The organism is Sphingomonas faeni (assembly GCF_040407505.1).
GTDB lineage: Bacteria > Pseudomonadota > Alphaproteobacteria > Sphingomonadales > Sphingomonadaceae > Sphingomonas > Sphingomonas faeni_E.
Genome location: NZ_JAPZPQ010000002.1, coordinates 496567 through 522104, shown reverse-complemented (window position 1 = coordinate 522104; position 25538 = coordinate 496567). Strand labels below are relative to the sequence as shown.

Genomic DNA, 25538 nt, shown 5'->3' with positions numbered 1-25538 from the left:
GATGACGACTCGTCCGTTGGTCATCCGGACCCGCGACTGGATCGCGCATCGCCGGGGCACGCTAATCGCGCTGGCGGTGCTCATCGTCGCGGTGCTTGGCTTCGCGGCGATCCACAAGCTGACCGCCGAAATCCGTCTGTCCGAAGTGCGCGCCGCGTTTTCCGCGCTCGGCTGGTCGCAGCTCTCGGTGGCGATCGCGCTGACCGTTGTCAGCTATATCGCGCTAACCTTCTACGATTCGATCGCGCTGAAAGTGATTGGCCACCCGCTGCCGTGGCAGACGGCGGCGGTCGCGTCGTTCACCAGCTACACTATCAGCCACAATCTCGGGCTCGCCATGCTGACCGGCGGCTCGGCGCGCTACCGCGTCTACAGCCGGGCTGGCCTCGACGAAGCCGCCGTGGCGCGCGTCGTACTGATAGCTGGCGTGACGTTCTGGGCGGGGGTCATCACGGTCGCGTGCCTGTCGATGGCGATCCATCCGGGGACGCTGCCGATCGTGAAGTGGACGATGCCGCCTCTGCTCGAGCGCAGCGTCGGCATCGTCATCCCGATCATTATGCTGGGAATCGTCCTGCGTCACCGCCATGGCGGATCGATCGGGCTGCTCGGCTGGCGGCTGCCGTTGCCGAACTGGCGGCAGGCGCTCGCGCTCCTGCTGGTCTCGACGGTCGATCTCGCGGCAGCGAGTGCGGCGTTGTTCGTGCTACTCCCCAATGCCTCGCCCGAACTCTATCCGGTGCTGTTCCTCGGCTACGCAGTCGCGATCGTCGTTGCGTTGATCAGCCATGTGCCAGGCGGGCTCGGCGTGTTCGAGGCGGTGATCATCGCGACGATGCCGCAGGACAATGCGACGGTCCTCGCCGCTCTGCTCGCCTACCGGATCATTTATTACGTCGCGCCACTGATCCTGGCCGCGGTACTGATGGCGTTCCACGAGGGTCGTCAGTGGCGCGGTCGGGGCACCGATCCGCTCGCGATCGCACTGCCGCTAGCGCCGCTGTTGCTGGGTGTGCTGGTGTTTCTAAGCGGCGCCATGCTGCTCGTATCGGGCGCACTGCCCGCGGCCCCCGGTCGCATGGACACGCTAGCGACGATCCTGCCGCTGCCGATCAGCGAGATGGCGCACGTCGCGGCGAGCCTCGTCGGCGTGATGCTGCTGCTGGTCGCGCTTGGCCTGTACCGGCGGCTCGACGGCGCGTTCTGGGCGGCGCGGACGTTGCTCGTCGCTGGCGCGCTGTTGTCGATCGCCAAGGGCCTCGATTACGAGGAGGCGACGATCCTGATGCTCACCGCCGCCGCGCTGCAATGGACGCGCGCGGCGTTCTATCGGCGGACGCGACTGACTGCGGAGCCGTTGTCGCCCGAATGGCTGGTTGGCGTCGGTGCCGCGATCGGGCTGTCGGTGTTGATCGGCTTCTTCGCCTATCGCCGAGTCGGCTATTCGAGCGACCTGTGGTGGCAGTTCGAGACCAACGCTAACGCCTCGCGCTTCCTCCGCACCAGCCTAGCGGTCGGGCTGTTACTGATCGGTGCGGCGATCTGGCGATTGTTCGCCGCGGCCCCCGTGCCGATGGTCCACGACATGCTGCCCGACGACGTCGCGACCGCCGCACTCGCGCATGCAGACCGGACCGACGCGATGCTCGCCTTCACCGGCGACAAGCGCTTCCTGGTCTCGGACAGCGGCGACGCGTTCCTGATGTACCAGGTCAAGGGCGCGAGCTGGATCGTGCTCGGTGATCCGGTCGGACCGAGCGAGGCGTGGTCCGAGCTGTTATGGGCGATCCGCGCCCGCGCCGATGCCGCGCAGGGGCGGTTGCTGCTGTATCAGATCGGCCTCCGGATCGTGCCGATCGCGATTGAGATGGGGCTGAAGTTGGTCAAATACGGCGAGGAGGCGACGGTCGAGCTCGACGGCTTCACGCTGGAGACGCCCGAGATGCGCAGCGTCCGGAAGGCAAGCCGCGTCGCCGAGCGAGCGGGTGCACAGTTCGAAGTCGTGCCAGCCGCTGCGATGTCCGCGATCATCCCCGAACTCCAGGCGATCTCCGACTGGTGGCTGGCCGACAAGGATCACGCCGAGAAGAGCTTCAGCGTCGGTCGGTTCGAGCCGGGATACATGGCCAAATTCGACTGCGCGGTGGTGCGGATCGAGGGCAGGATCGTCGCCTTCGCCAACGTCTGGGGCACGCCGAACAGGCAGGAACTGTCGGTCGACCTGATGCGCCACGCCGAGGACATGCCGCAGGGTGGCATGGATTTTCTGTTCACGCGGCTGATGCTGTGGGGCCACGAGCAGGGCTACCGCAATTTCTCGCTCGGGATGGCGCCGCTTTCAGGAATCGAGGCGCGGCGCCTGTCGCCGACCTGGTCTAAGGTTGCCGCCTTCCTGTTCCGCCACGGCGAGAGGTTCTACGGGTTCGCTGGCCTGCGCGCGTACAAGGAGAAGTTCCGCCCGAACTGGACGCCGCGCTACATCGCCTCGCCGGGCGGCACGTCCCTGCTGCGCGGGCTGATCGATTTGCGGGCTTTGGTGAGTCGGTAAGGCTTGCTAGGGCGCTCCAATGAGCTTCCTCCTGGCAATCGAAGGCGCCGATGGCGCGGGCAAGGCCACCGCCTCGGCACTGGTGGTCGAGCAGTTGCGCGCCGCGGGCCGCACCGCGGACGTCGTGTCGTTCCCGCGCTATACCGAGACGGTCGGCGGCTGGGCACTCGGCGCCATGCTCGCCGGCACGCTCCCGCGGGGCACGTCGCCCAAGGCAGCGGCGGTGCTATATGCGCTCGACCGGATGGAGTCGCGCGAGCATCTGCTGGCGACGATGGCGGCGAACGACGTCGTGGTGTTCGACCGCTATATCGCCTCGAACATGGCGTATCAGGCGGCGCAGGTGCCTGCGGACGAGGCTGACGCGATGATGGCGTGGATCGCCGATTTGGAAACGGGCTCGTTCGCGCTGCCGAAGCCTGATCTCTCGGTGTATCTCGACACGCCGGCCGACATCGCGCGTGGACTGATCCTGAAGAAGCGGAAGCGGTCCTACACCGATGACGCATTCGATGCGTACGAGGCGGATACCGGGCTGCAGGACCGGGTGCGGACGAATTACGCGGCGATGGCCAAGGCTGGGTTGCTGGGGCGCTGGGCTACGGTGTCGACGGTGGCGGACGGCGCGTCGCGCTTGCCGGCCGAGATCGCGGCGGAGATCGTCGCCCTTCTCGCTTAACGCCGCTGGCACCACCCCGGCGAAGGCCGGGGCCCAAGTGGAAAAGTTGAAGTAACAGCATGCAACGCCCGCCAAGCGTCTTCCCCCAATTGGGCACCGGCCCTCGCCGGGGTGGTCTGTGTCGGCGCGTGCGTGCGCGTCCGGAAATCCCCCTATCCGTTTCGAAACTTACCGTTATGTAGCTCGACTATATAACGAAGGGGTGACGACAATGCGGGGACATGATTTCACGCGGCTGAGTGCTGTGCTGCTGGCGACGACGTGCCTGCCGATGATGGCAAACGCGCAGACCAGCGCCGCCAATCCGGAACAGACACGCACCGAGGGCAACGTCGCGCAGCCGAGCGCCGACCCCGACACCTCGATGGAAGTGATCGTCACTGCCCGCCGCCGCGCGGAGAATGCGCAGAAGATCCCCGGCTCGCTATCCGTCGTAAGCGGCGCGCTTCTCGACCGCTCCTATACCGTGAACACGCAACAGCTCGCACAGCTCGTCCCCGCGCTGAACTACAGCTCGGCCAATCCCCGCAACACCGCGTTCACGATCCGCGGGCTCGGCAGCAGCGTCGTCGCGGTCAGCCAGGCCAATGACGGTTTGGAACCCGGCGTCGGCTATTATGTCGACCAGGTCTATCACGCGCGCCCCGCCACCGCCGCGTTCGACTTCAGCGACATCGAGCAGGTCGAGGTGCTGCGCGGCCCGCAGGGGACGCTGTTCGGCAAGAACTCAACCGCCGGCGCGATCAACATCACCACGCGAGCTCCGACCTTCACAACCGAAGGCGAGGCCGAGATCAGCTATGCGAGCTACAACTTCCTTCAGGTGAAGGGCGCCGTCTCGGGCCCGATCATCGGCGACACGCTCGCCGGTCGCGTGTCGGTGGTCAGCACGCGCCGCGACGGCGTCATCGACAACGTCCGCACCGGCCGCGACCAGAACACCATCGGCAACCAGGCGATCCGCGGCCAATTGCTGTTCCGACCTTCGGAAGTGTTCCAGGTGAAGGTCAGCGCCGACTTCACCAACTTCCAGAGCAATTGTTGCACGCAGGTCTATTACAACGTCGCCACCCGGCCCGGCAGTGGCACCGACGGCCGCCTGTTCCGCACCGCCACGCGCCAGTTCGGCGGCCCGACCGGCCTTGCCGCACAGTTCAACTACGCGCCGCCCAGCACCAATCCGTACGACCGCAAGACCGACATCGACGCGGCGCTCGGCGTCGACACCAACGAAGGCGGCGTCGGCGTAATCGCCGACTGGAACCTCGGGGCCGCGACGCTCACTTCGGTCAGCGCGTGGCGCTTCTGGAACTGGGATGCCGACAACGATCGCGATTATACCGGCATCCCGATCCAGACCGAACAGCACATCCCCTCGCGACAGGACCAGTATAGCCAGGAACTCCGTTTAGCCTCGAACGGCGACCGCAAGTTGAGCTACGTTGGCGGGCTGTATTTCTTCCGCCAGCGCGTCATCGGCCGCCCGATCTCGATCTACGGCCCCGCCGCCGCACGCTATCTGATCGGCACGACGACGGGCACGCCGGCGGTCGCCGTGCCAAGTAACCTGCTCGACGGCTACGGCACCGACGGCCGCACCGATTTCCGCTCGGACAGCTATGCCGCGTTCGGCGAGGTGAACTGGAAGCCAGTCGATCGCCTCACCCTGACCGGCGGGCTTCGGTATACCTATGAGGAGAAGGAGGGCACGTACGACACCTTCACCTTCGGCGGCCTCCAGACGGCCAACGCCGCGCTCAATGCGGCCAAGCTGTCGATCCTGCGACGCCAGAACTACGCCGCCAGCGACAAGGACGGCGCGCTGACCGGGCGCGCCAACATCGCGTACCAGGCGACCGACGGCATCCTCGCTTATGCCAGCTACGCGCGTGGCGAGAAGTCCGGCGGTATCAATATGTCGGGCCTGCCGCTCAACGACCAGAACCAGCCGGCGATCGGCACAGCCGTCGTCCGCCCGGAGAAGAACACCGCGTACGAGATCGGCCTGAAGACGCAGCTGTTCGACAATCGCCTGATCTTCAACGTCGACGGCTATTACACGCGCGTCACCGATTTCCAGGCGAACGTCACCGACACGCGCGCCGCGGCCGCGCTCCGCACCTACCTCGCCAACATCCCGAAGGTCACCGTCCGCGGCTTCGAGGCGGACGCAACCGCGCTCGTCACCCGCAACCTGTCGCTGCGCGGGAGCGTCGCCTACGCGGATGGCAAGTTCAATTCCTACCCGGCGGCGCCCTGCCCGATCGAGCGGATCTTCAACACCGCGGCGTTCTGCGATCTCAGCGGCCAGCGGCTGTCGAGCCTGCCCCGCTGGTCGTACACGCTCGGCGCGGATTACAACCAGCCGATCGCCGACATCGGCAGCGGCTTCGTCCACGTCGACTCGAACACGCGCACGCGGCAGTTCGGCGATCCCTCGGGCTCGGCGTTCACGGTCATCAACGGCTATACGATCGTCAACGGCAGCATCGGCTTCCGCTCGAAGCAAGGCTGGGAACTCGCCGTGTTCTCGCGCAACCTGCTGAACAAGGACTACATCCAGAACGTGACGATCCAGGCGGGCAATTCCGGCCTGATCCTCGCCACGCCGAGCGACCCGCGCACGATCGGACTTACCTTCCGCATCAAGCAGTGAGTATGAGGAGGGGATGACGGACCCCGCCCTCCACGCCACGATCCTGCTCGCCAAGGACCAGACCGGCCGCGTCGGCGCCGATCGGATCGCGCTGCTCCGCGCGATCCGCGACGGCGGCTCGATCACCAGCGCGGCGAAGGTCGTCGGGCTCAGCTACAAGGCGGCGTGGGACGCGGTGCAGGTGATGAACAACCTGTTCGACCGGCCGCTCGTGCTCCCTGCGGCGGGCGGCAAGGACGGTGGCGCGAGCCCCATAACCGAGGCGGGCGTGGCGGTGCTCGACGGCTATGCGGTCGCCGAGGCCGAACTCGCCAGCGCGATGGCGCGGATCGAGGCGAGCGTGTCGAACGGGCTGTCGCTGAAGCCTTTGCTATGGGGAATCGGAATGAAGACGAGCGCGCGCAACGTGTTGCGCGGCACCGTGTCGCGCGTGACGCCGGGGACGATCGATGCCGAAGTGACGCTGGCGGTCGCGGACGGCGTCGAGATCGTCGCGACGATCACGCGCGGCAGTGCCGAGGATCTCGGGCTGGTGCCGGGGGCGACGGCGCTGGCGTTGATCAAGTCGAGCTTCGTGATCCTCGCACGCGGTGACGAGACCCTGCGGACGTCGGCACGCAACACGCTGGCGGGGACCGTTATCGCGCGCGAGGACGGCGCGATTTCGAGCGAGGTGACGCTGGAACTGACGCTCGGCAAGACGCTGACGGCGACGTTGACCAGGGAGAGTGCGGAGGCGCTCGACCTGCAGATCTGCACGCGCGCGCTGGCGTTGATCAAGGCCAGCCATGTGATCCTGGCGGTGGAGTAGGCTCTCCTTCTGTTCCCTCGCGAACGCGGGGGCCCAGGACCACGAACGCGACGCTGCTTGGTTCCTGGGTTCCCGCTTTCGCGGGAAAACGACCCATTAGCGGCACCCAATCCTAACATTTCCGTCACAAACCGATTCCGCATTGCAGCATCGGGAATCGGCATTACTTAGCACGCTAATGACTTCCCACCGTGCCATTCTCGAATCATCCTACGCCCGCACTCTCCTGCCGCTCGCGAAGATGTGGCGACGGGCAGCCGATCGGGCGCTCAGCGACATGGCCGTATCGGCGTCGATCGGGTGGACGTTGGTGCAGGTAGGACGGCTCGGCGACGACGTGCGCCAGACCGATCTCGCGAACGAACTCGACGTGACGCAAGCCTCGCTGGTCCGCTCGATCGACCAGATGTCAGCCGCCAACCTCGTCGAGCGTCGCCGCGACCCCGCCGACGCACGCGTCAGCCGTATTCGCCTGACCGATCACGGCCGTGCGCTCGTCACTACAATCGAGGCGAAGTTCGCCAGCCTGCGCGCGGGGATGCTCGACGACGTGTCCGACGGCGATCTCGCGACCGCGTTGCGCGTCGCGGAGCGGCTCGGTGCGCGGTTCACCGCAGATCACGCCCGATGAGCCCGGCACGATGAACCTCACCCGGTTCGGCGGGAAGGAAGCGCTCTTCTCGGTCAAGTGCCTGATCGCGGCGTTCCTGGCCTATTACATCGCGCTCAGGATCGGGCTGACGCGTCCCTATTGGGCAGTGACGACGTCGTACATCGTCGCGCAGCCGCTGGCCGGCGCGGTGCTGTCGAAGGCGGTGTTCCGCGTCGCCGGCACCGTGCTTGGCGCGGCCGCCGCGGTGGTGCTCGTGCCGAACCTGGTCAACGCGCCCGAGCTTCTCTCGCTCGGCCTCGCGCTATGGCTCGGGCTGTGCCTGTACATCTCGCTGCTCGATCGGACGCCGCGCGCGTACCTGTTCCTGCTGGCGGGCTATACGGCCAGCATCATCGGGTTTCCGTCGGTCACGACGCCGGGTGCGGTGTTCACGATCGCCGCGTTGCGCGTCCAGGAGATCACGATCGGGATTCTCTGCGGGAGCCTGATCCACGGCTTCGTCTTCCCACAGACCGTGACCGCGACGCTGCTCGCGCGGATCGATGCGATCCTGGCGGATGCCGAACGCTGGTCGCGCGATTCGCTGGCGGGCGCATCCGATGCCGCGCTCGACCGCGATCGCCGGCGCCTCGCGCTCGACATCAACGAGCTTCATCAACTGTCGATCCACTTGCCGTTCGACACCGCCCGGCTGCTGCCCCGCACGCGGACGCTCCGCGCGTTGCAGGCGGAATTGTCGATGCTGCTCCCCTTGGCCAGCGCCGTCGACGACCGCATCGTCGAGCTGAAGCGCGGCGCCGACGCGCCCCGCCCCGAAGCGCTTGCGCTAATCGAGGACGTCCGCGAGTGGCTGCGCGAACCACCCGACGTCTCGCACCGCGAGGCGACCGCGGACGCGCTGATCGAACGTGCCCGCGCGCTCGAACCGCCGGTCGGTGAGACGCTGATCTGGCGCGACGCGTTGCGGCTCAGCCTACTCGCGCGGTTGGCCGAACTGGTCGACGCGCACCGCAACGCACGCGACCTGCGCGACCAGATGCGCTCGCCGTCGCGCGCGCCGGTCACGCCCGCGGTCGCCCGCCTGCTCGCCCGGATCGCCAGGCGACCGCTGCACCGCGACCGTGGCATCGCGCTTCGCGCCGCCGCGGGCACCGTCGCGACCATCCTGCTGGGCTGCGTCTTCTGGATCGGTACAGGCTGGGCGGACGGCGCCGGTGCCGTACTGATCGCGGGCGTGTGCTGCGCGCTGTTCGGGAACAGCGACGATCCCGCGCCGGCGATCAAGGCGTTCTTCTACGGCACGATCATCGGCTTGGTCATATCTGCCGTCTACGCATTCGCCATCCTGCCGCGCGTGACCGATTTCGTGACGCTCGCGGCCGTGCTCGCGCCACCGATGCTGATCGGCGGCATGTATCTCGCGCGCCCGGCGACGTTGCTCGTGACGCTCGGCGCGCTGCTCGGCGCGTTGAACACGGTGGGCCTCAACGACCGGTTCGGCGGCAGTTTCGACGCGTTCCTCAATGGCGGGATCGCGCAGTTGATCGGCACGCTGTTCGCGGTCGTCACGGTCGGCCTGTTCCAGACGATCGGCGCGGATACCAGCGCGCGGCGGCTGATCCGCGCAGGCTGGCGCGAACTGGCGGCGCGCAGCGACTCGATGAGCCGCCCCGATGCGGCGGGCTGGATCGCGCGGATGCTCGACCGGATCGGCCTGCTCGCGCCCCGGCTTGCTTTGCAGGGCGAGAATCCGGGCAAGCCGCTGCTCGACGCGCTGACCGATCTGCGCGTCGGCGTCGCGGTCGGCGAACTCAAGCAGTTGCGGCTCGACGGTACGCCCGACGAGGCCGCGACGATCACGCCGGTGCTGCGCGGCATCGGCGCACATTACCGCGCCCTGCGCCCCAACGAGCCTGCGCCCCCCGAGCCCGATCTGCTCGCCGGGATCGACACCGCGATGACGGCGATGGCTACATCGACGCCCGATCGCCACCGCACGAGCGTACTCGCGCTGACCTCGCTGCGTCGCAACCTGTTCCCGTCGGCGCCCCCTTATCTGGCCCCAGCGTACGGAGTGGCCGCATGACCGGTGAAATCTCGATCGGCGGCGTCTATCTGCCGAGCATCCTGCTGCTCGCGGTTGCCGCCGTCATCCTGACTGGGATCGCCACGCGGCTACTCGCGTTCGCCGGATTCTACCGCGCGGTGACGTATCGACCGCTCGTCGATCTCGCGCTGTTCTTCCTCATCCTCGGGCTGCTCGCCCTGCTCACCGGACCTTCCGCATGAATACCCGCCTGAAATCGCTGCTCGCCCCACTCGGCCGTTCCGCCGTCACGCTGATCATCGTCGCGCTTGCGGTGCTGGTCGCGCTGTGGCTGTGGAAGCGGTACGAGACCGATCCGTGGACGCGCGACGGGCACATCCGCGCCGATATCGTCCGCGTGACGCCCGACGTCGCCGGCCTCGTCACGCAGGTGGCCGTGCATGACAATCAGGCGGTGAAGCCTGGCGACGTGCTGTTCGTGGTCGATCGCCCGCGCTTCCAGCTGACGCTGGCGCAGTCCGACGCATCGATCGCGAGCGCCCGCGCGACGCTGTTGCAGGCCGGGCGCGAGGCGCAGCGCGATCTGGCGCTCGGCGATTTGGTGGCGAAGGAAACGCACGAGCAGAACGTCGCCCGCGTCGCCACGGCGTCGGCCGCACTCGCGCAGGCGCAGAGCGCGCGGTCGACCGCGGCGCTCAACCTCGCCCGCACCACGGTCCGCGCGACGGTGCACGGCATCGTCACCAACCTCGATCTCCACCCCGGCGATTATATCGCGACGGGCGCGCAGGCGATGGCGCTGGTCGACACCGACTCGCTCCGCGTCGAAGGCTATTTCGAGGAGACCAAGCTCGGCAGCATCCGGGTCGGCGATCCGGTGATCGTCCACCTGATGGGCGAGCCACAGGCGCTGCACGGCCGGGTCGACAGCATCGCGGCGGGAATCAACGACAGCGAGCGGACCAACACGACGAACCTGCTGCCGAACGTGAACCCGACGTTCAACTGGGTGCGACTGGCACAGCGTATCCCGGTGCGGGTGAAGCTGACCAGCGTGCCGAAGGGAACGCAGCTGATCGTCGGCCGCACCGCAACGGTGACGGTCCAACCACGCGTCGCACCGGGGACGACGGCATGATGCTCGTCTCCCTCCGCCCCACCCCCAGCCGTCATCCTGACGAAAGTCAGGATCCAAGGTTACAAGCGATGTCCTGCGTGGCTCTGGATCCTGACTTTCGTCAGGATGACGGTGTGGGGCCAACCGGGCGAACAGGTCGCCGCGGTATCGCCGCAAGTATCCTCGCGCTCGCGCTCGCGGCCTGCACGACCGCCGGCCCGAATTACGCCCTCCCCGAGTCCGCGGCCGTCAACCGCCCCTCCGCTCAAGGCACATTCGACAGCGGCCATGAGAAGGCGTTCGCCGACACCCCGCTCCCCGATCATTGGTGGCAGCTCTACGGCGACCCCCGCCTCGACGGCTTCGTCACCGAAGCGCTCGCCGCCAACACGGACTTGCGCGCGGCCGACGCCAACCTGCGCCGCGCCGATGCGGTCGTCGCCGAAGTCGCCGCGGGCCGAACGCTGTCGACCGTGCTCGGCGGCGGCACCTCGCTCGACCGCCCGTACACAACCGGCGGCAATCTGCCCGGCACGCTCGACTATAACCTCGGCATCACGCTAGCCTATCCGCTCGACCTCTCCGGCCGCATCCGCCGCGGGATCGAAGCGGCACAAGGCGATGCCGAGGCGGTCGCCGCCGCACGCGACAATGTCCGCGTGACGGTGGCTGCCGAAACCGCGCGGAGCTATGCCGCCGCCTGCACCGCTAATTCGGTGCTCGCCGCAAACAACCGCATCCTCGCGCTACAACGCCAGACTCTCAACGTGACGCAGCGGCTGCAGCGCGGCGGTCGTGGCACTGCGTTCGACGTGACGCGCGCCCGCACCGCGGTCGACCAGACCGAGGCGCTGATCCCCGCACAGGTCGCGACCCGCACCGCCGCGCTGTACCGGCTGGCCACACTGATGGGTCGAGCGCCCGCCGACTATCCGCGCGACGTGGCGACCTGCGCCGCGCCGCCCGCGCTCACCCGTCCGCTGCCGATCGGCGACGGCAGTGCGCTGATCCGCCGCCGCCCCGATATCCGCGGCGCCGAACGCACGCTCGCCGCCGCCACCGCGCGGATCGGCGTCGCGACCGCGAACCTCTATCCGCAGGTCAGCCTCGGTGGTTCGGCAGGCTTCACCGGGCCGGTGTCGTCGCTAGGCTCGACCAACGCATTCCATCTCGGGCTCGGACCGTTGATCAGCTGGAGCTTCCCCAACCGCCCGGTCGTTCGCGCGCAGATCGCCCAAGCCGGCGCCACCGCAGACCAGGCACTCGCGCAGTTCGATTCGACCACGCTCGAAGCCCTCCGCCAGACCGAAACCGCGCTGTCCGCCTATGCGCGCGAAGGCGACCGCAACGCAGCGCTCCGCCGCGCTCAGTCCAGCGCCGCGCGCGCCGCGGATCAGGCCGGCACGCTCTACCGCTTCGGCCGCACCGACTTCCTGTCGCTGTTGACTGCGCAGGCCGCGCTAACCACCGCGCAGGCGAATCTCGCGGCATCCGACGCGCTGCTGGTCGATCGCCAGGTCGACGTCTTCAAGGCGCTCGGCGGGGGGTGGCAGGCATGAGGCTCCGCCGGCGCGGGCTGGCGTCGATCAATAGCGAAATCCGCGACGGCATCATGCCCGCCGCCGACACCATCGCGCGCGTCGCCAGGGACCCGAACGCGCTGCCGCATACGCCAAGCAACTACCGCGTCACCGCGCTGATCATCGCCTGCGCGCTGTTCATGGAGCAGATGGACTCGACCGTGCTCGCGACCGCGCTGCCGACGATGGCGCGCGATTTCGGCGTACCCGCGACCAGCATGAGTTCGGCGTTGACCTCCTACCTGCTGGCGCTCGCGATCTTCATCCCCGCCAGCGGGCGCCTCGCGGACCGGTTCGGCTCGCGCACAATCTTTCGCGCCGCAATCCTGATCTTCGTCGGCGGGTCGATGCTGTGCGGCCAGGCAACCAGCCTGCCGTTCATGATGTTCGCGCGTTTCCTGCAAGGGCTCGGCGGCGCGATGATGATCCCGATCGGCCGCCTCGTCCTGCTCCGCAGCATCGCCAAGGAGGACATGGTCCAGGCGATGTCGTGGCTGATCATGCCCGCGCTGATCGGCCCGATCCTGGGTCCCCCGGTCGGCGGCGCGATCGTGACGTATCTCGACTGGCGCTGGATCTTCTACCTCAACGTGCCGATCGGCCTGCTCGGGGTGGTGCTGGTGACGCGCTTTATCGGCGAGGTGCGCGAGGACCGGCCGGCGAAGTTCGACGTCCCCGGCTTCATCTTGTCGGGCGTGTCGCTCGGCTGCCTGTTGTTCGGGTTCGAGATGACCAGCCGCACCGGCGAATTGTCGCGCGCCGTCGTGCTGATCGCGGTCGGGCTGGTCGCGGGCGTGGCGTATATCCGCCACGCGAAACACCGCAGCGATCCGATCCTCGATCTGTCGCTGATGCGGATCCCGACCTTCCGGCTGTCGGTGATCGGCGGATCGCTGACCCGCATCACGCAGGGCGCGCAGCCGTTCCTGTTGCCGATGATGCTCCAATTGGGCTTCGGGATGACCGCCGCGGCGAGCGGTGCGATCACGATTGCCGGCGCGATCGGCTCGCTGGGCATGAAGGGGCTCGCCCCGCGCATCCTGCGCCGTTTCGGATTCCGCAACAGCCTGATCGTCGGCGGACTCTGCGCGAGTTCGGGCTACGCAGTCGCCGGCCTCTTCCGCCCCGACTGGCCGATCCCGGTGATCTTCGGCGTGCTGATGATCTCGGGCTTCTTCATGTCGTTCCAGTTCTCGGCGTACAACACGATCGCGTATGACGAGATCCCGTCGTCGCGGATGAGCAGCGCGACCAGCTTCTACGCGACGTTCCAGCAGCTTATGCTGTCGCTCGGCATCTGCGTCGGGGCGGCGTCGCTGCACGTCGGGATGCTCGGGACGGGCGCGACGCGGCCCGCTCTGGCGGATTTCACGCTGGCGTTCCTGGTGGTGACCGCGGTGTCCGCCTCGGCGACGATCTGGAACCGCCGGTTCGCGGTGGATGCGGGAGCCGAACTGAGCGGGCACAGGTCGTAACGCGCCGTCATCCTGACGAAAGTCAGGATCCAGAGCCAAGACGGAGGACGCTCAGTTACCCTGGGTCCTGACTTTCGTCAGGATGATGGGAGTTCGCTGGTGTGCGCGGGTAACGAAGGCCGCGAGAGCACCGAAACATGCTCGCCCGGCTCGACGAACATCCCGTGCGACAAGGCCCACCGCCCCGCCTTTTCGCTCGCGGTCAGCATCGTCAGGAACGGACTGAGCAACAACCCGAGCGTCACCGGCGCGAGCCACGCCGCGGTGACCGGCGCGAACGGCGTCACGAGCAACAACGCCACCCCCACCCCGACATGCCAGCGATACCGCGGCATCACGTCCGCCAGCGACAACTCATGCGCATCGCGGTTCTGCGGCGCCCAACCGGACTTTCGCCCCATCAATATCCCCGCGAGGTCCATCGTCTGGGTCAGCGCGATCACCGGCGCGGACAGCATCGAGAACGGCACGTCGACCAACACCGACCGGACGATCCCCCGCCGTCCGCCGAACCCCTCGCGACGCTCCGCATTCGAGAACGCCCAGATCACGCTCAACAGCTTCGGCCCGAACAGCAGCAACAGCGTGACGAACAGCACCTGCAGCGACGTCTGCGCCTCGACGATGTTGCGCTCGCCGATCAGCGCCTGCACCACGCTGGTCGCGATCATCAGCAGCCACACCGGCGAGGTGATGAACGCCGACGCGCCCATCAGCAATTGAAGGCGGCTGATCCAGTGGAACCCCGATGAGGTCAGCAGGCTGAGATGCTGGATATTACCCTGCGCCCAGCGCCGATCACGCACCGCCGCGTCGATCAGCGTCGGCGGATATTCCTCGAACGTCTCCTCGGTCATCAGCATGTGCACACGCCAGCCGCGCCTGCGCAGCAGCGCGGCCTCGACCATGTCATGGCTCATGATGACGCCGCCGAACGGCGCGCGGCCGGGAAGGTCCGGAAGCCCGCAACTCGAAGCGAACGCCTCGATCCTGATCAGCGCATTATGCCCCCAGAAGGTCGCCTCCGAGCCCGACCACCAGACCAGCCCGGCGGTGGAAACCGGACCGTACAACCGGCTGGCGAACTGCATCCAGCGCTGGAAGAACGTCACGCCGTTGATCACCGCCGGCACGGTCTGGAGCAGCGCCACCGCAGGCCGCCGTTCGAGCACCTGCGCCATGCCGATGATCGTGTTGCCGCCCATCAAACTGTCCGCATCGAGCATCAGCATGTAGCGATAACCGCCGCCGAACCGCCGGATCCACTCGGCGACGTTGCCGGGTTTGCGCCCGACGTTCACGGTCCGGCGACGGTAATAGAGCGCGCAGTCGAGCGTCGGCGCGAGCCTTTGCCACGCGGCCACCTCGGCCTCCTCCGCTGCTTCGCCCGAGTCGCTCAGGATGAAGATGTCGAACCGGTCGGCGACACCGCCGGCGGCGATCGCGCGCGCCATCCACGCGATCCGCTCGAACACCGCATCGATGTCCTCGTTGTGGACCGGCATCAGGATCGCGGTGCGGCCCTCGAGCGGTTCCGACTGGCGCGGTGTCGGGACGAACCCCGGATGCCCGCCGGTCATCAACAGCACGAAGCCGATCGCCGCATTCATGAAGCCGAACGCGATCCACGCGAACAGCGGGAAGAACAGCGCGAGCAACGCCGCGTCCCAAAAGCTCAGTCCGTCCGCGAGCAGCGATTCCTGCACCGCCGACGACGCTGCGGTGGCCAGCAGCCCGGTCATCAGCACGAGGAGGATGCGGCGCGCGAGCATGTCGTCGGAGGATACGACCATGCCGGGGCCGGGCTCGGGTGCGGACCAGGGCGGCGGCGGGCCGTCGAAACGCTGCGGGGGCATCTCGATCGGCGTTTCGCCCGGCATCATTGCGGGAAGCGCGGGCATCAGAAGATTGGGGTCAGGACGGTTTCGCTGAGCGCGCGGCCGCCACGCGTGAGGAACAGCCTGACGTCGGCGGGCCCTTGCGCATCGGGGGCCACGTCGGCGGTGACGCGCCAGCGGTTCTTCTGGCCGACGACGGGATAGGCCGCGTTGGCGAGCATCTTGCCGCGGACGACGTCGATCTTGGCGGTCACGCCGCTCTGCCGGTCGAGCCCGGCAAGACCCTCACCGATGAAATCGACCACGAGCTTTCGCGCGCCCTTTACCGGCTCGGCACCCGGTCGACCGGCGACGCCCTGCCAGCAATCGACGACGTGCGCGGTTGCGGCGACGGCGGTCGGATCGGTCGATTTCCACGACAGCGAGTAATCGAACTGCAACCGCTGCCCCGCCTTCGCAGGCGCTGCCGGGGTCCAGAACGAGACGACATTGTCGACCGTCTCGCTGTTGGTCGGGAAGGCATAGAGCATCACTGCGCCCTTACCCCAGTCACCCTGCGGCTGGACCCACAGGTTCGGCCGGCGATCATAGAACGCGCCGTCGTCCTGGTAATGATCGAAGTTCCGGTCGCGCTGGATCAGCCCGAAACCCTTGGGCGCCTGGTCCGCGAAACTGTCCAGCGTATCGTGCGGCGGGTTGTTAAGCGGCCGCCAGATGCGTTCGCCGGCGCCGGTGAGGAGCGCGAGACCGTCGGAGTCGTGAATCTCGGGACGCCAGTCGACCGCGGCGGCGCGGTTGCCTTCGCCGTACCAGAACATGCTGGTCGCCGGCGCGACGCCGAGCCGCTCGATGTCTCGGCGGACGTTGAGCACGGACGACACCTGCTGCTCGACGCCCGCGCCGGCGACGTGGCGCGACTGGATGCGGTAGGCACCGGTGACGCTGGTGCCGTCCATCAGCGCATAGATAGTGTACGCGTCCGCGCCGGTCCGCTCGATCCAGAATTCAGTGAAGTCGGGAAATTCCTCGCGGCCGGGCAACCCCGTGTTGATCGCGAGCCCGCGCGCGGACAGGCCATATTGATCCTGCGCGCCGGCGGTGCGGAAATAGGATGCGCCCTGGAACGCCATCCAGTCGCTGGTCCCGCCCGGTGCCATCGCGCGGAACCCGGCGATGCCCAGCGCGGCGGCGTGGCCCTCTTCGGCCTCGAACAGGTCGCGCGAGAACTCGATGCGACGCGCCTGCCCGTTCTCGACGACGTTGATCGTGACCGTCATCGGCGCATAGCGGCCGAGCGGGAACAGACGGATGCCACCGGCCAGCGTCTTGTCGGCGCGGAAGCGGATGCTGCCGACCTTGTCATAATCGATCGCGGCGGCGGCGGCGACCTTGGCAGGGGCACTGTATGGCTTCGTGGCAAGCGTCGCGGCGCGCTGCTGGAGCGCGTCCCAAGAGAACGGCTCGGTTTTGCCAGGCGCTGCACGCATCGCGGCGGCGGCGTGCGGAAGGACCCCCAACAGACCCAGCGCGGTAATCACTTCGCGTCGACCGATCATGCAGAGCGCTCCCTTGTCGTCATCATGCTGCAACGCGGTAGCATAGTGACGTCGTGTGCGCGCGTCGACAGGTCCCGCCGCGGGTGCGCCCTATCGCGCGGCGCGTTGCCACCGGGCGCTGATACTGACCGGGTCGTGGATATGGCCGCCGACAACCACCAGCATCGCGCCGGCACTCGCGCAGACGAAGCCGATCGTGGCGAGCAGAAACGCGAACGGGCCGGCTGCCGAGTGAAGGCGAGCGAGCGCGTGGACCGCGGTAATGGCAATCGCAAGCGACAGAACACCACTGGCGCGGAGGCTGAGATCGGTGCGGAGGCGGTGGGCGTCGGTCATGCGACACTCCAGCTATCGCCTGCCGCATATGCGTTCGAGATCGATAACAGGGGGAGCCATAGTGTTCACATAGTGCGCAACCCCGTCATCACGGCGAAAGCCGGGACCTCGCGCGGCAGGGGCGACGCGTGGCTGGAAACCTTAGCATTTGCTGGAGTGATGGTTGGCTGCGTGCATTTACCAGCGAGCCGCCTGCTTCCTTGTTCTCCCGCGAAGGCGGGAGCCCAGTCTGGGTCCCCGCCTTCGCGGGGAAACAGGCTAGTTTCTCAGCTCAGGCGTCGACAAGCAGCCGGTACCCAATGCCGAGTTCGTTCGCGATGACCGTGCCGACGCCCCCCGTCCCCTCCAGCTTTTGCCGTAAGTTGCGCACGACGATGCGGAGATATTCGATCCGCCGGTCGTGATCGGTCGGCCATGCCGCCTCCAGTATCCGCTGGTGCGTCACGACTCGCCCCGGATGCGCCGCAAGCGCCGACAGCACGTCGAACTCCTTCCGCGTCAGATGCGCTTCTTCGTTCCCACGCCGGACGAGGCGGTGTTCGAAATCGATCTCCACCCCATGCGCGCGCAGGACCGTCGGCCGCGACGTCGCCTCGCCGCGCCCGCGAAGAGCGACCCGCAACCGTGCGAGCAACTCCTCCGTATCGAACGGCTTGGTCACATAATCCTCGGCCCCGAGATCCAGCGCCGCCACCTTCTGGTCGGTCGCCTCGCGCGCGGAGACGACGAGGATGATCGGATCGCCGAGCTTCTTCAGCAGCGGCACCAGTTCCAGCCCGTCGCGATCAGGCAGCCCCAGGTCGAGCAGCACCGCGGTCAACGGCCGGCTCCCCGCGATCCGCAGCGCCTCGCGAGCGTCGACCGCCTCCTCGACACCGTACCCCGCGCGCTCCAGCGTGTTCTTCAACAACCGCCGGATATGCAGTTCGTCGTCCACTATCAGGACCGTTTGCGCGCTCATAGGTTCGCTCCATCGGTGTCGCGGACGAGCAGGGCCACGGGGAAGCACAGGCTGAACCGTGCGCCGGTCAGGTCCTCGCGGTTGCTGGCTTCTACGGTCATGCCCATCGCTTCGGCGAACGCCTTGACGATCGCAAGCCCCAGCCCGGTGCCCCCTACCGCACGGTCGGAGCCTTCGAGGCGGCGGAACGTCTCGAACACCTCCTTTTCGCGGCCGGGTGGTAGGCCCGGTCCCTGGTCTATCACCGACAGGCGGAGCATCCCGAACCGGTGCTCCGCGCGGACCACGATCGGCGTGCCGGGGTTGGCATAGCGCCCGGCATTGTCGAGCAGGTTGAGCAGGCAATGGTGCAGCAGTTGCGGATCGACGCGGACCAGCGGCAGGTTCGGCGCGACGTCGAGCTCGATCGCGTGGCCCTCCAGCACGCGCTTCGTGTCGTGCACCGCGCCCGCCACCGCGTCTGTGAGGTCGGTCGGTTCGAGCCGCAACCGGAGCGCCCCCGCCTCGACCCGCGCCATGTCGAGCAGATTGCCGACGAAGCGATTGAGCCGCGCCGCCTCGGTCTCGATCGTGTCGATCAGCTCGGGCGTGACGCCGCGGTGCAATTCCGCTGCCGCTGCCATCACCGAGGTCAACGGCGTGCGCAAATCGTGGCTGACCGACGACAGCAACGCCTGCCGCAACCGATCACGCTCGCGCACCGCATCGACATCGCGCATCTCCACCTCGAGCCGCGCGCGTTCGAGCACCAGCGACGCCTGGTCGACCAGGCTCATCAGCAGCGGCAACTGGTCCGACCGCACCGGATCGCCACCCGCCTCGCGAGCCAGCCCAAGCACCGCCAGCGTCCGCTCGCCCGAGCGCAACGGCTGGAAAAACCACTCCGACGCCGCCAGCGTGCTCGACCCGCGGCCCGCCGGCGCGCCGGTATCATACGCCCATTGCGCGGCCGCCATCTCCATCGTCTCAAGCCGGTAGTCGACGCCGTTCGCCGCCTGCACCGCAAGACCAGGGTCCTCTGCGACGAGGATCACCGCGCGTACGCCGAACAGCCGGCCGATCTCCTCGCAGATTGCGCGGGCGAGCGCGACGGGCTCGTTGAGCGAGGTCAGTTGGCGAAGGAACCCGGCGAGCGCGGCGTTGGTGCGGGCGCTGGCGGCGGCGATGTCGGCCTGTGCGCGGACGCGCGACGTGAGTTGGCTCGTCACGAAGGCAATGCCAAGCAGGACCAGGATCGAGATCACGTTCTCGGGATTGTTGATCGTCAGCGTGCCGGTCGGCGGCAGGAAGAAGAAGTTGTACGCGATCGACGAAACCACGCCTGCGAACAGCCCGGTACGCAGGCCGAACAGGCTCGCCGCGGCCATCACCGGCAGCAGGTACAGCAGCGCGACGTTGCCGAGGTTGAGGATATGGAACAGCGCGCTCGCCACGCCGGTGACACCCGCGACCATCGCCGTCGTCCAGGCGTACCCCGCCTTGCTGCCCCATCCGCCGGTCCGCACGCGCGTGCCACGAGGCGCGGTGGGCGGGTCCATTGGCAGGACATGGACGGCGATCCCCGGCGATTCGCGCACCATCTGGTCGACGACCGAGCCGTGGCGGAGTTCGAACCAGCGCGAGCGGGTCGACTTGCCGACCACCAGCTGCGTCGCGCGCGCCTCGGTGGTGAAGGTCTTCAGGCCGTCGACGACCGACGTCGCGGGGACGGTCGCCACATCGCCGCCGAGTTGCGTCGCCAGGTTAAAAACCGCGGCGAGCTGGCGGTGCTCGGGCTCGCCGAATGTCTGCGCGCGCGGCGTCTCGATGTATACCGCGGTCCAGGGTGCGTGCATCGCGTCGGCGATCCGCTTGGTCGCGCGGACGAGGCCCATTGCGCCGGGCAGTTCGCTGATCGCAACGACGATCCGCTCGCCGCCTGCCCAAGTGCCGCCGACGCCCAATGCGCGGACGTGTTCGAGCATCTGCGCATCGACGGCCTGCGCGGCGCGACGGAGCGCGAGTTCGCGCAGGGCCGACAGGTTCGACTTGGAGAAGAAGTGCACGAGTGCCCGCGTGGCTTCGTGGGGAAGGTAGACCTTGCCCGCCTTCAGCCGCTCGATCAGTTCGTCGGGCGGGATGTCGACGACTTCGATCTCGGCCATCTCGACGATGCTGTCGGGCACGGTCTCGCGCACCCTGACTCGCGTGAACGAGGCGACGACGTCGTTGAGGCTCTCGATGTGCTGGATGTTGATCGTCGAATAGACGTCGATGCCCGCCGCGAGCAGCTCCTCGACGTCCTGGTAGCGTTTCGGGTGGCGGCTGCCGGGCGCGTTGGTGTGGGCGAGTTCGTCGACGAGGACGAGCGTCGGCGCGCGCTCTAGGATAGCGTCGAGGTCCATCTCGTCGAGCGTGCGACCTTCGTAGGGGATCGCCTTGCGCGCGACGATCTCGTGGCCTCGCGTGAGCGCTTCGGTTTCGACGCGGCCGTGCGTCTCGACCACGCCGATGACGACGTCGACACCAGCGCGGCGACGTTCCGCACCTTCGGAAAGCATCTCGTACGTCTTGCCGACACCGGGGGCGGCGCCGAGGAAGATCTTCAGACGGCCGCGACCCTCCTGCGACGCCTGTCGCAGAAGGGCCTCGGGAGATGGTCGCGTGTCGTCGTTCAACGCCCCGCTTGCCGACCTAGGGCGTCGAGGGCGCGGTTGAGAGCGAAGACGTTCACGCGCGGCTCGCCGAGAATGCCGAGCAGCGGGCTGTCGACATTGGCGGTGACCAGCGCGCGGACCTTGTCGGCGGGCAGACCGCGGGTACGCGCGACGCGATCCACCTGCGCATAGGCCGAGGCCGGCGACAGATCGGGGTCGAGACCCGAACCCGAGGCGGTGGCGAGATCGGCCGGGAGTGGCCCGGTCACGAATTCCGCGCGACGCTTGGCGACGTCGGCCTTGGTGCGATCGACGAGCGCCTGGCTGGTCGGGCCGAAGTTCGAACCCGACGAAGCGAGACCGTCATAGCCCTTGCCGGCGGCCGAGGGGCGCGTCTGGAAATAGCGGTCGGTGGTGAAGGCCTGTCCGACGACGGTCGAGCCGATCGCCTTGCCGTTGGCCATGACGAGGCTGCCGTTGGCTTGCGCGGGGAAGATGGCCTGTCCGATCCCGGTCATCGCGAGGGGATAGACGATCCCGAGCAGCAGCGCGAACAGGATCGTCATGACGAACGCGGGGCGGAGGGCTGAGGTGAAATCGGAGGTCATTGGATGCTTCCTTCTGCCGTCACCCCAGCGAACGCTGGGGTATCGTGCCGCGTACGGCGCACTTCGGGGAGGGAGACCCCAGCTTTCGCTGGGGTGACGGGGTTGGGTTGGGTGGCGTTGGTAAGACCCCGCCTCGGGCATATCAAAACTTGCACCCTTCCCCTTACCACCACCCCGGCGGAGGCCGGGGTCCAATTGGGCAACGTCGCCAATTTGCGTTGCGCTTCGTTACCTCGACCTTTCCACTTGGGCCCCGGCCTTCGCCGGGGTGGTCTTGGAGGTCGGTGCGAGGGTGCATTTGCACGCCACGAGTTAGGCTCAGTCATCATGCCAGCCCCAGCGCACCGACAAGAAGGTCGATCAGCTTGATCCCCACGAACGGCGCGATCAGGCCCCCTAGCCCGTACACCGCCAAGTTCCGCGCGAGCAGCGGCCCCGCGGCCATCGGCTTGTACGCCACGCCCTTGAGCGCGAGTGGCACCAGCATCGGGATGATGATCGCGTTGAAGATGATCGCCGACAGGATCGCACTCTCCGGTGAGCCGAGCCGCATCACGTTGAGCACCCCCAACCCCGGATAGAGCACGACGAACATCGCCGGGATGATCGCGAAATACTTCGCCACGTCGTTCGCCACCGAGAAGGTCGTCAGCGCCCCGCGGGTCATCAGCAGTTGCTTCCCGAGGCCGACGATCTCGATCAGCTTGGTCGGATCGCTGTCGAGGTCGACCATGTTACCCGCCTCGCGCGCGGCCTGCGTCCCGGTGTTCATCGCCACGCCCACGTCGGCCTGTGCAAGCGCCGGTGCGTCGTTGGTGCCGTCGCCGCACATCGCGACCAGACGTCCGCCCTGCTGTTCCTTGCGGATCAGGTCGAGCTTGTCCTCCGGCGTCGCCTGCGCGAGGAAGTCGTCGACGCCCGCTTCGGCCGCGATCGCGGCGGCGGTGAGCGGGTTGTCGCCGGTGATCATCACCGTGCGGATGCCCATCGCGCGGAGTTCGCCGAACCGCTCGCGGATGCCGGCCTTCACGACGTCCTTGAGGAAGATCGCACCGAGCAACCGGCCGTCGCGGGCGACCGCCAGCGGCGTACCACCGGCGCGGGCGATCTCGTCGGTGATACGGCGCAATTCAGTCGCGGCGGCGGTTGCCCCTGCTCCCGGATTGGCCTTCAGGATCGAGTCGACCGCGCCCTTCTGGATCAGCGATCCGCCGACGATCACGCCCGAGATCCGCGTCTGCGCGGTGAACGGGATGACTTCCGCATCGCCCGGCAATTCGCTGGTCGTGACCCCGAACTTTTCGCGCGCGAGCACGACGATCGAGCGGCCCTCGGGCGTCTCGTCGGCAAGACTCGCTAGCAACGCCGCCTCGGCCAGATCCTCGTCGCGCGTGCCGCCGACCGAGCGGAATTCGCTCGCCTGGCGATCGCCGATCGTGATCGTGCCGGTCTTGTCGAGCAGCAGCACGTCGATATCGCCCGCCGCCTCGACCGCACGGCCGGACTTCGCCAGCACGTTGAAGCGCACCAGACGGTCCATCCCCGCGATGCCGATCGCGGACAACAGCGCCGCAATGGTCGTCGGGATCAGCGTAATCAGCAGTGCCGCCAGGATCGCGACCGGCACGCGGCCACCCGCATAGCTCGCGAAACCGGGTATCGTGCCGACCGCGATCAGGAAGATGATCGTCAGCCCGACGAGCAGCAACGTCAGTGCGATCTCGTTGGGCGTCTTCTGCCGCTCGGCGCCCTCGACCAACGCGATCATCCGGTCGAGAAAGCCTTCGCCAGGGTTGGCAGTGACCTTCACCCGGATCTCGTCGGAGATGACGCGCGTGCCCGCGGTCACCGCAGAGCGATCGCCGCCCGCCTCGCGGATCACAGGCGCGCTCTCGCCGGTGATCGCGGCTTCGTTGACCGAGGCGACGCCCCACACGACTTCGCCGTCCGCCGGGATCAGGTCGCCCATCGTCACCAGGACGATGTCGCCCGCGCGGAGCATGCTGGCGGGGACGGACTCGACCTGGTCCCCCTTCATGCGGCGTGCGGTCAGCTCGGCCTTGGTCGCGCGCAACGACGCGGCCTGCGCCTTGCCGCGGCCTTCGGCGAGCGCTTCGGCGAAGGTGCCGAACAGCACGGTCAGCCACAGCCAGATCACCAGCTGAATCTTGAAGCCGACCGACAGCCCGTCGCCGCCGACGTTGACGAGGATCGTCAACAGCGTGGCGACGACGGCGGTGACGAACATCACCGGGTTGCGGATCAGCTGCCTGGGGTCGAGTTTGCGGAAAGCGTCGCCGATCGCCGGTATGATCAAGTCGGCCGTAAACAGCGACTTGGTAGGGGTGCGTGCCATTTTGGCTTGTCCCGTCAGAAGGTTTTGCCGCTGATCATCGCGAGATGATCGGCGATGGGACCGAGCGCGAGGCTCGGCAGGAAGGTCAGGCCACCGATGATCAGGATGATCCCGACCAGCAGGCCGACCCACAGTGCGCCCGTCGTCGGGAACGAGCCCGAGCTCTCCGGCGTGTACTTCTTGGCCGCGAGACCACCGGCGATGGCGAGCATCGGCACGATGATGAAGAAGCGCCCGAGCCACATCGCGACCCCCAGCAAGCCGTTGTAATACGGCGTGTTGGCGGTGAGCCCGGCGAACGCCGACCCGTTGTTCCCAACCGCGCTGGTGAACGCGTAGAGGATCTCGCTGAACCCGTGCGGCCCCTTGTTGAGCGGCCCCGCGAGCCCGTCGGGCAGCACGGCGCTGAGCGCGGTGAAGCCAAGGATGACGAGCGGCAGGATGGCGATAGCCAGCACCGCCAGCTTCACTTCGCGCGCCTCGATCTTCTTGCCGACATATTCGGGCGTGCGGCCGACCATCAGGCCTGCGACGAACACCGCGAGGATGGCGAACAGCAGGAAGCCGTAGATGCCTGCCCCGACGCCGCCGATGACGACTTCGCCAAGCTGCATGTTGAGCAGCGGAATCATCCCACCGAGCGCGGTGAAGCTGTCGTGCATCGCGTTGACCGCGCCGCACGATGCCGCCGTGGTGACGACCGAGAACAGGGCGGACGCGGCGATCCCGAAGCGGACCTCCTTGCCTTCCATGTTGCCGCCCGCGACGCCGATGCTGTGGAGGATCGGGTTGCCCGCGGCCTCCTGGGCATAGGTGATGGTGACGCCGGCGAGGAACAGCACGAGCATCGCCGAGAGGATCGCCCAGCCTTGTTTCGTGTTGCCGACCGCCTTGCCGAACGTCCAGGTCAGGCCGAAGCCGATGACGAAGATCGATAGCATCTGCACGAGGTTGACGAGCGCGGTCGGGTTTTCGAACGGATGCGCCGAGTTCGCGTTGAAGAAGCCGCCACCATTGGTGCCGAGCATCTTGATCGCTTCCTGGCTCGCCACCGGCCCGAGCGTCAGCGTCTGCTTGAGCCCTTCGAGCGTGGTGATGTCGACCGTGCCGGCCAGCGTCTGCGGCACGCCGCTGGCGATGTAGAAGAGCGTCACGACGACGCAGATCGGCAGCAGCACGTAGAGCGTGACGCGCGTCATATCCGCCCAGAAATTGCCGATCGTCGCACTCGAGCGCCGCGCGAACCCGCGGAACAGTGCGAACGCCAGCGCGATGCCGGTGGCGGCCGACAGGAAGTTGTGGATCGTCAGCCCGAACATCTGGCTGAAGTTCGACATGGTCGATTCACCGGCATAGCTCTGCCAGTTGGTGTTAGCGGTGAAGCTGATCGCGGTGTTGAACGCGAGATGGGGACTGAGCCCCGCGAGGCCCTGCGGGTTACCCGGCAGCACGCCTTGCAAGCGCAGCACCGCGTAGGTCAGCGCCATCAGCACGGCGTTGAACACGATCATGTGTAGCGCGTAGCGGCGCCAGCCCTGCTCTTGTTTCGGATCGATGCCGCTGAGCTTGTAGAAGCCGGTCTCGACCGGGCCGAGGATTGCGTGGATCGGGGTGCGGCGGCCTTCGTACAAGGCGAACAGCCACAGGCCGACGGGTTTGGTCAACGCCAGCAGGATGCCGACGAAGCCCAGGATGAGGATCCATCCTTCGAATGTCATGAG

General features: G+C 67.6%; 18 protein-coding genes. 10 read left to right on the top strand and 8 right to left on the bottom strand.

Annotation, left to right across the window (positions count from 1 at the left end; translation table 11 throughout):
- Position 1 precedes the first annotated feature (1 nt).
- The 10 genes from mprF (at position 2) to O6X71_RS08925 (ending at position 13526) form a co-directional block, all read left to right on the top strand.
- Positions 2-2548 (top strand): bifunctional lysylphosphatidylglycerol flippase/synthetase MprF, encoded by a 2547-nt coding sequence (gene mprF / locus O6X71_RS08970; RefSeq protein WP_353465551.1) that lies wholly within the window; start codon positions 2-4, stop codon positions 2546-2548.
- A 19-nt stretch (positions 2549-2567) separates the two neighbouring features.
- Positions 2568-3227 carry a dTMP kinase gene (locus tag O6X71_RS08965; protein WP_353465549.1) on the top strand — a complete coding sequence of 220 codons (660 nt, stop codon included), beginning with the start codon at positions 2568-2570 and terminating at the stop codon, positions 3225-3227.
- 211 nt (positions 3228-3438) lie between these two features.
- Positions 3439-5883 carry a TonB-dependent receptor gene (locus O6X71_RS08960; protein WP_353465548.1) on the top strand — a complete coding sequence of 815 codons (2445 nt, stop codon included), beginning with the start codon at positions 3439-3441 and terminating at the stop codon, positions 5881-5883.
- Positions 5884-5896: 13 nt separating this feature from the next.
- Complete coding sequence (locus O6X71_RS08955) at positions 5897-6694, top strand: TOBE domain-containing protein (RefSeq protein ID WP_353465546.1); 798 nt, start codon at positions 5897-5899, stop codon at positions 6692-6694.
- Positions 6695-6872: 178 nt separating this feature from the next.
- Positions 6873-7325 carry a MarR family winged helix-turn-helix transcriptional regulator gene (locus O6X71_RS08950; protein ID WP_353465544.1) on the top strand — a complete coding sequence of 151 codons (453 nt, stop codon included), beginning with the start codon at positions 6873-6875 and terminating at the stop codon, positions 7323-7325.
- Positions 7294-9393, top strand: coding sequence for an FUSC family protein (locus O6X71_RS08945; protein ID WP_435368460.1), 2100 nt, complete (start codon positions 7294-7296; stop codon positions 9391-9393). The genes O6X71_RS08950 and O6X71_RS08945 overlap by 32 nt, the downstream gene beginning before the upstream one ends.
- Positions 9390-9596 carry a DUF1656 domain-containing protein gene (locus tag O6X71_RS08940; protein WP_353465542.1) on the top strand — a complete coding sequence of 69 codons (207 nt, stop codon included), beginning with the start codon at positions 9390-9392 and terminating at the stop codon, positions 9594-9596. The genes O6X71_RS08945 and O6X71_RS08940 overlap by 4 nt, the downstream gene beginning before the upstream one ends.
- A complete protein-coding gene (locus tag O6X71_RS08935) occupies positions 9593-10492 on the top strand; it encodes an efflux RND transporter periplasmic adaptor subunit (protein WP_353465540.1) in 900 nt (299 codons plus the stop codon). Before O6X71_RS08940 ends, O6X71_RS08935 begins: the two co-directional genes overlap by 4 nt.
- A 146-nt stretch (positions 10493-10638) precedes the next feature.
- Entirely contained in the window at positions 10639-12030 is a 1392-nt protein-coding gene (locus tag O6X71_RS08930; protein ID WP_353465874.1) for an efflux transporter outer membrane subunit, read from the top strand.
- Positions 12027-13526 (top strand): DHA2 family efflux MFS transporter permease subunit, encoded by a 1500-nt coding sequence (locus O6X71_RS08925; protein ID WP_353465538.1) that lies wholly within the window; start codon positions 12027-12029, stop codon positions 13524-13526. Before O6X71_RS08930 ends, O6X71_RS08925 begins: the two co-directional genes overlap by 4 nt.
- Positions 13527-13603: 77 nt before the next feature.
- Here the strand turns inward: O6X71_RS08925 and mdoH are convergent, their stop codons facing one another.
- From mdoH to kdpA, 8 genes are all read right to left on the bottom strand, one after another.
- On the bottom strand, positions 13604-15427 hold the full coding sequence (mdoH, locus tag O6X71_RS08920) for a glucans biosynthesis glucosyltransferase MdoH (protein ID WP_353465537.1): 1824 nt from the start codon (positions 15425-15427) through the stop codon (positions 13604-13606).
- Entirely contained in the window at positions 15427-16920 is a 1494-nt protein-coding gene (locus tag O6X71_RS08915; RefSeq protein WP_353465535.1) for a glucan biosynthesis protein, read from the bottom strand. The genes mdoH and O6X71_RS08915 overlap by 1 nt, the downstream gene beginning before the upstream one ends.
- 90 nt (positions 16921-17010) lie before the next feature.
- A complete protein-coding gene (locus tag O6X71_RS08910) occupies positions 17011-17256 on the bottom strand; it encodes a hypothetical protein (RefSeq protein WP_353465533.1) in 246 nt (81 codons plus the stop codon).
- A gap of 271 nt (positions 17257-17527) precedes the next feature.
- Positions 17528-18217: a response regulator transcription factor gene (locus O6X71_RS08905; RefSeq protein ID WP_093399865.1), complete on the bottom strand. Its 690-nt coding sequence runs from the start codon at positions 18215-18217 to the stop codon at positions 17528-17530.
- A complete protein-coding gene (locus tag O6X71_RS08900) occupies positions 18214-20874 on the bottom strand; it encodes a sensor histidine kinase KdpD (protein WP_353465532.1) in 2661 nt (886 codons plus the stop codon). The genes O6X71_RS08905 and O6X71_RS08900 overlap by 4 nt, the downstream gene beginning before the upstream one ends.
- Positions 20871-21461 carry a potassium-transporting ATPase subunit KdpC gene (gene kdpC / locus O6X71_RS08895; protein ID WP_353465531.1) on the bottom strand — a complete coding sequence of 197 codons (591 nt, stop codon included), beginning with the start codon at positions 21459-21461 and terminating at the stop codon, positions 20871-20873. The genes O6X71_RS08900 and kdpC overlap by 4 nt, the downstream gene beginning before the upstream one ends.
- Positions 21462-21786: 325 nt before the next feature.
- Positions 21787-23817, bottom strand: a complete 2031-nt coding sequence (gene kdpB / locus O6X71_RS08890) for a potassium-transporting ATPase subunit KdpB (RefSeq protein WP_353465530.1) — start codon at positions 23815-23817, stop codon at positions 21787-21789.
- Positions 23818-23831: 14 nt separating this feature from the next.
- A complete protein-coding gene (gene kdpA / locus O6X71_RS08885) occupies positions 23832-25535 on the bottom strand; it encodes a potassium-transporting ATPase subunit KdpA (protein ID WP_353465528.1) in 1704 nt (567 codons plus the stop codon).
- Between the last annotated feature and the right edge of the window lie 3 nt (positions 25536-25538).

What these genes read in the sequence shown, in the direction of transcription:
- O6X71_RS08940 (WP_353465542.1), top strand. Translation starts at nt 9,390, where the DNA reads ATGACCGGTGAAATCTCGATCGGCGGCGTCTATCTGCCGAGCATCCTG.
- O6X71_RS08955 (WP_353465546.1), top strand. Translation starts at nt 5,897, where the DNA reads ATGACGGACCCCGCCCTCCACGCCACGATCCTGCTCGCCAAGGACCAG.
- O6X71_RS08935 (WP_353465540.1), top strand. Translation starts at nt 9,593, where the DNA reads ATGAATACCCGCCTGAAATCGCTGCTCGCCCCACTCGGCCGTTCCGCC.
- kdpA (WP_353465528.1), bottom strand. Translation starts at nt 25,535, where the DNA reads ATGACATTCGAAGGATGGATCCTCATCCTGGGCTTCGTCGGCATCCTG.
- kdpB (WP_353465530.1), bottom strand. Translation starts at nt 23,817, where the DNA reads ATGGCACGCACCCCTACCAAGTCGCTGTTTACGGCCGACTTGATCATA.
- O6X71_RS08965 (WP_353465549.1), top strand. Translation starts at nt 2,568, where the DNA reads ATGAGCTTCCTCCTGGCAATCGAAGGCGCCGATGGCGCGGGCAAGGCC.
- O6X71_RS08950 (WP_353465544.1), top strand. Translation starts at nt 6,873, where the DNA reads ATGACTTCCCACCGTGCCATTCTCGAATCATCCTACGCCCGCACTCTC.
- kdpC (WP_353465531.1), bottom strand. Translation starts at nt 21,461, where the DNA reads ATGACCTCCGATTTCACCTCAGCCCTCCGCCCCGCGTTCGTCATGACG.
- mdoH (WP_353465537.1), bottom strand. Translation starts at nt 15,427, where the DNA reads ATGCCCGCGCTTCCCGCAATGATGCCGGGCGAAACGCCGATCGAGATG.
- O6X71_RS08960 (WP_353465548.1), top strand. Translation starts at nt 3,439, where the DNA reads ATGCGGGGACATGATTTCACGCGGCTGAGTGCTGTGCTGCTGGCGACG.
- O6X71_RS08905 (WP_093399865.1), bottom strand. Translation starts at nt 18,217, where the DNA reads ATGAGCGCGCAAACGGTCCTGATAGTGGACGACGAACTGCATATCCGG.
- mprF (WP_353465551.1), top strand. Translation starts at nt 2, where the DNA reads ATGACGACTCGTCCGTTGGTCATCCGGACCCGCGACTGGATCGCGCAT.
- O6X71_RS08910 (WP_353465533.1), bottom strand. Translation starts at nt 17,256, where the DNA reads ATGACCGACGCCCACCGCCTCCGCACCGATCTCAGCCTCCGCGCCAGT.
- O6X71_RS08915 (WP_353465535.1), bottom strand. Translation starts at nt 16,920, where the DNA reads ATGATCGGTCGACGCGAAGTGATTACCGCGCTGGGTCTGTTGGGGGTC.
- O6X71_RS08925 (WP_353465538.1), top strand. Translation starts at nt 12,027, where the DNA reads ATGAGGCTCCGCCGGCGCGGGCTGGCGTCGATCAATAGCGAAATCCGC.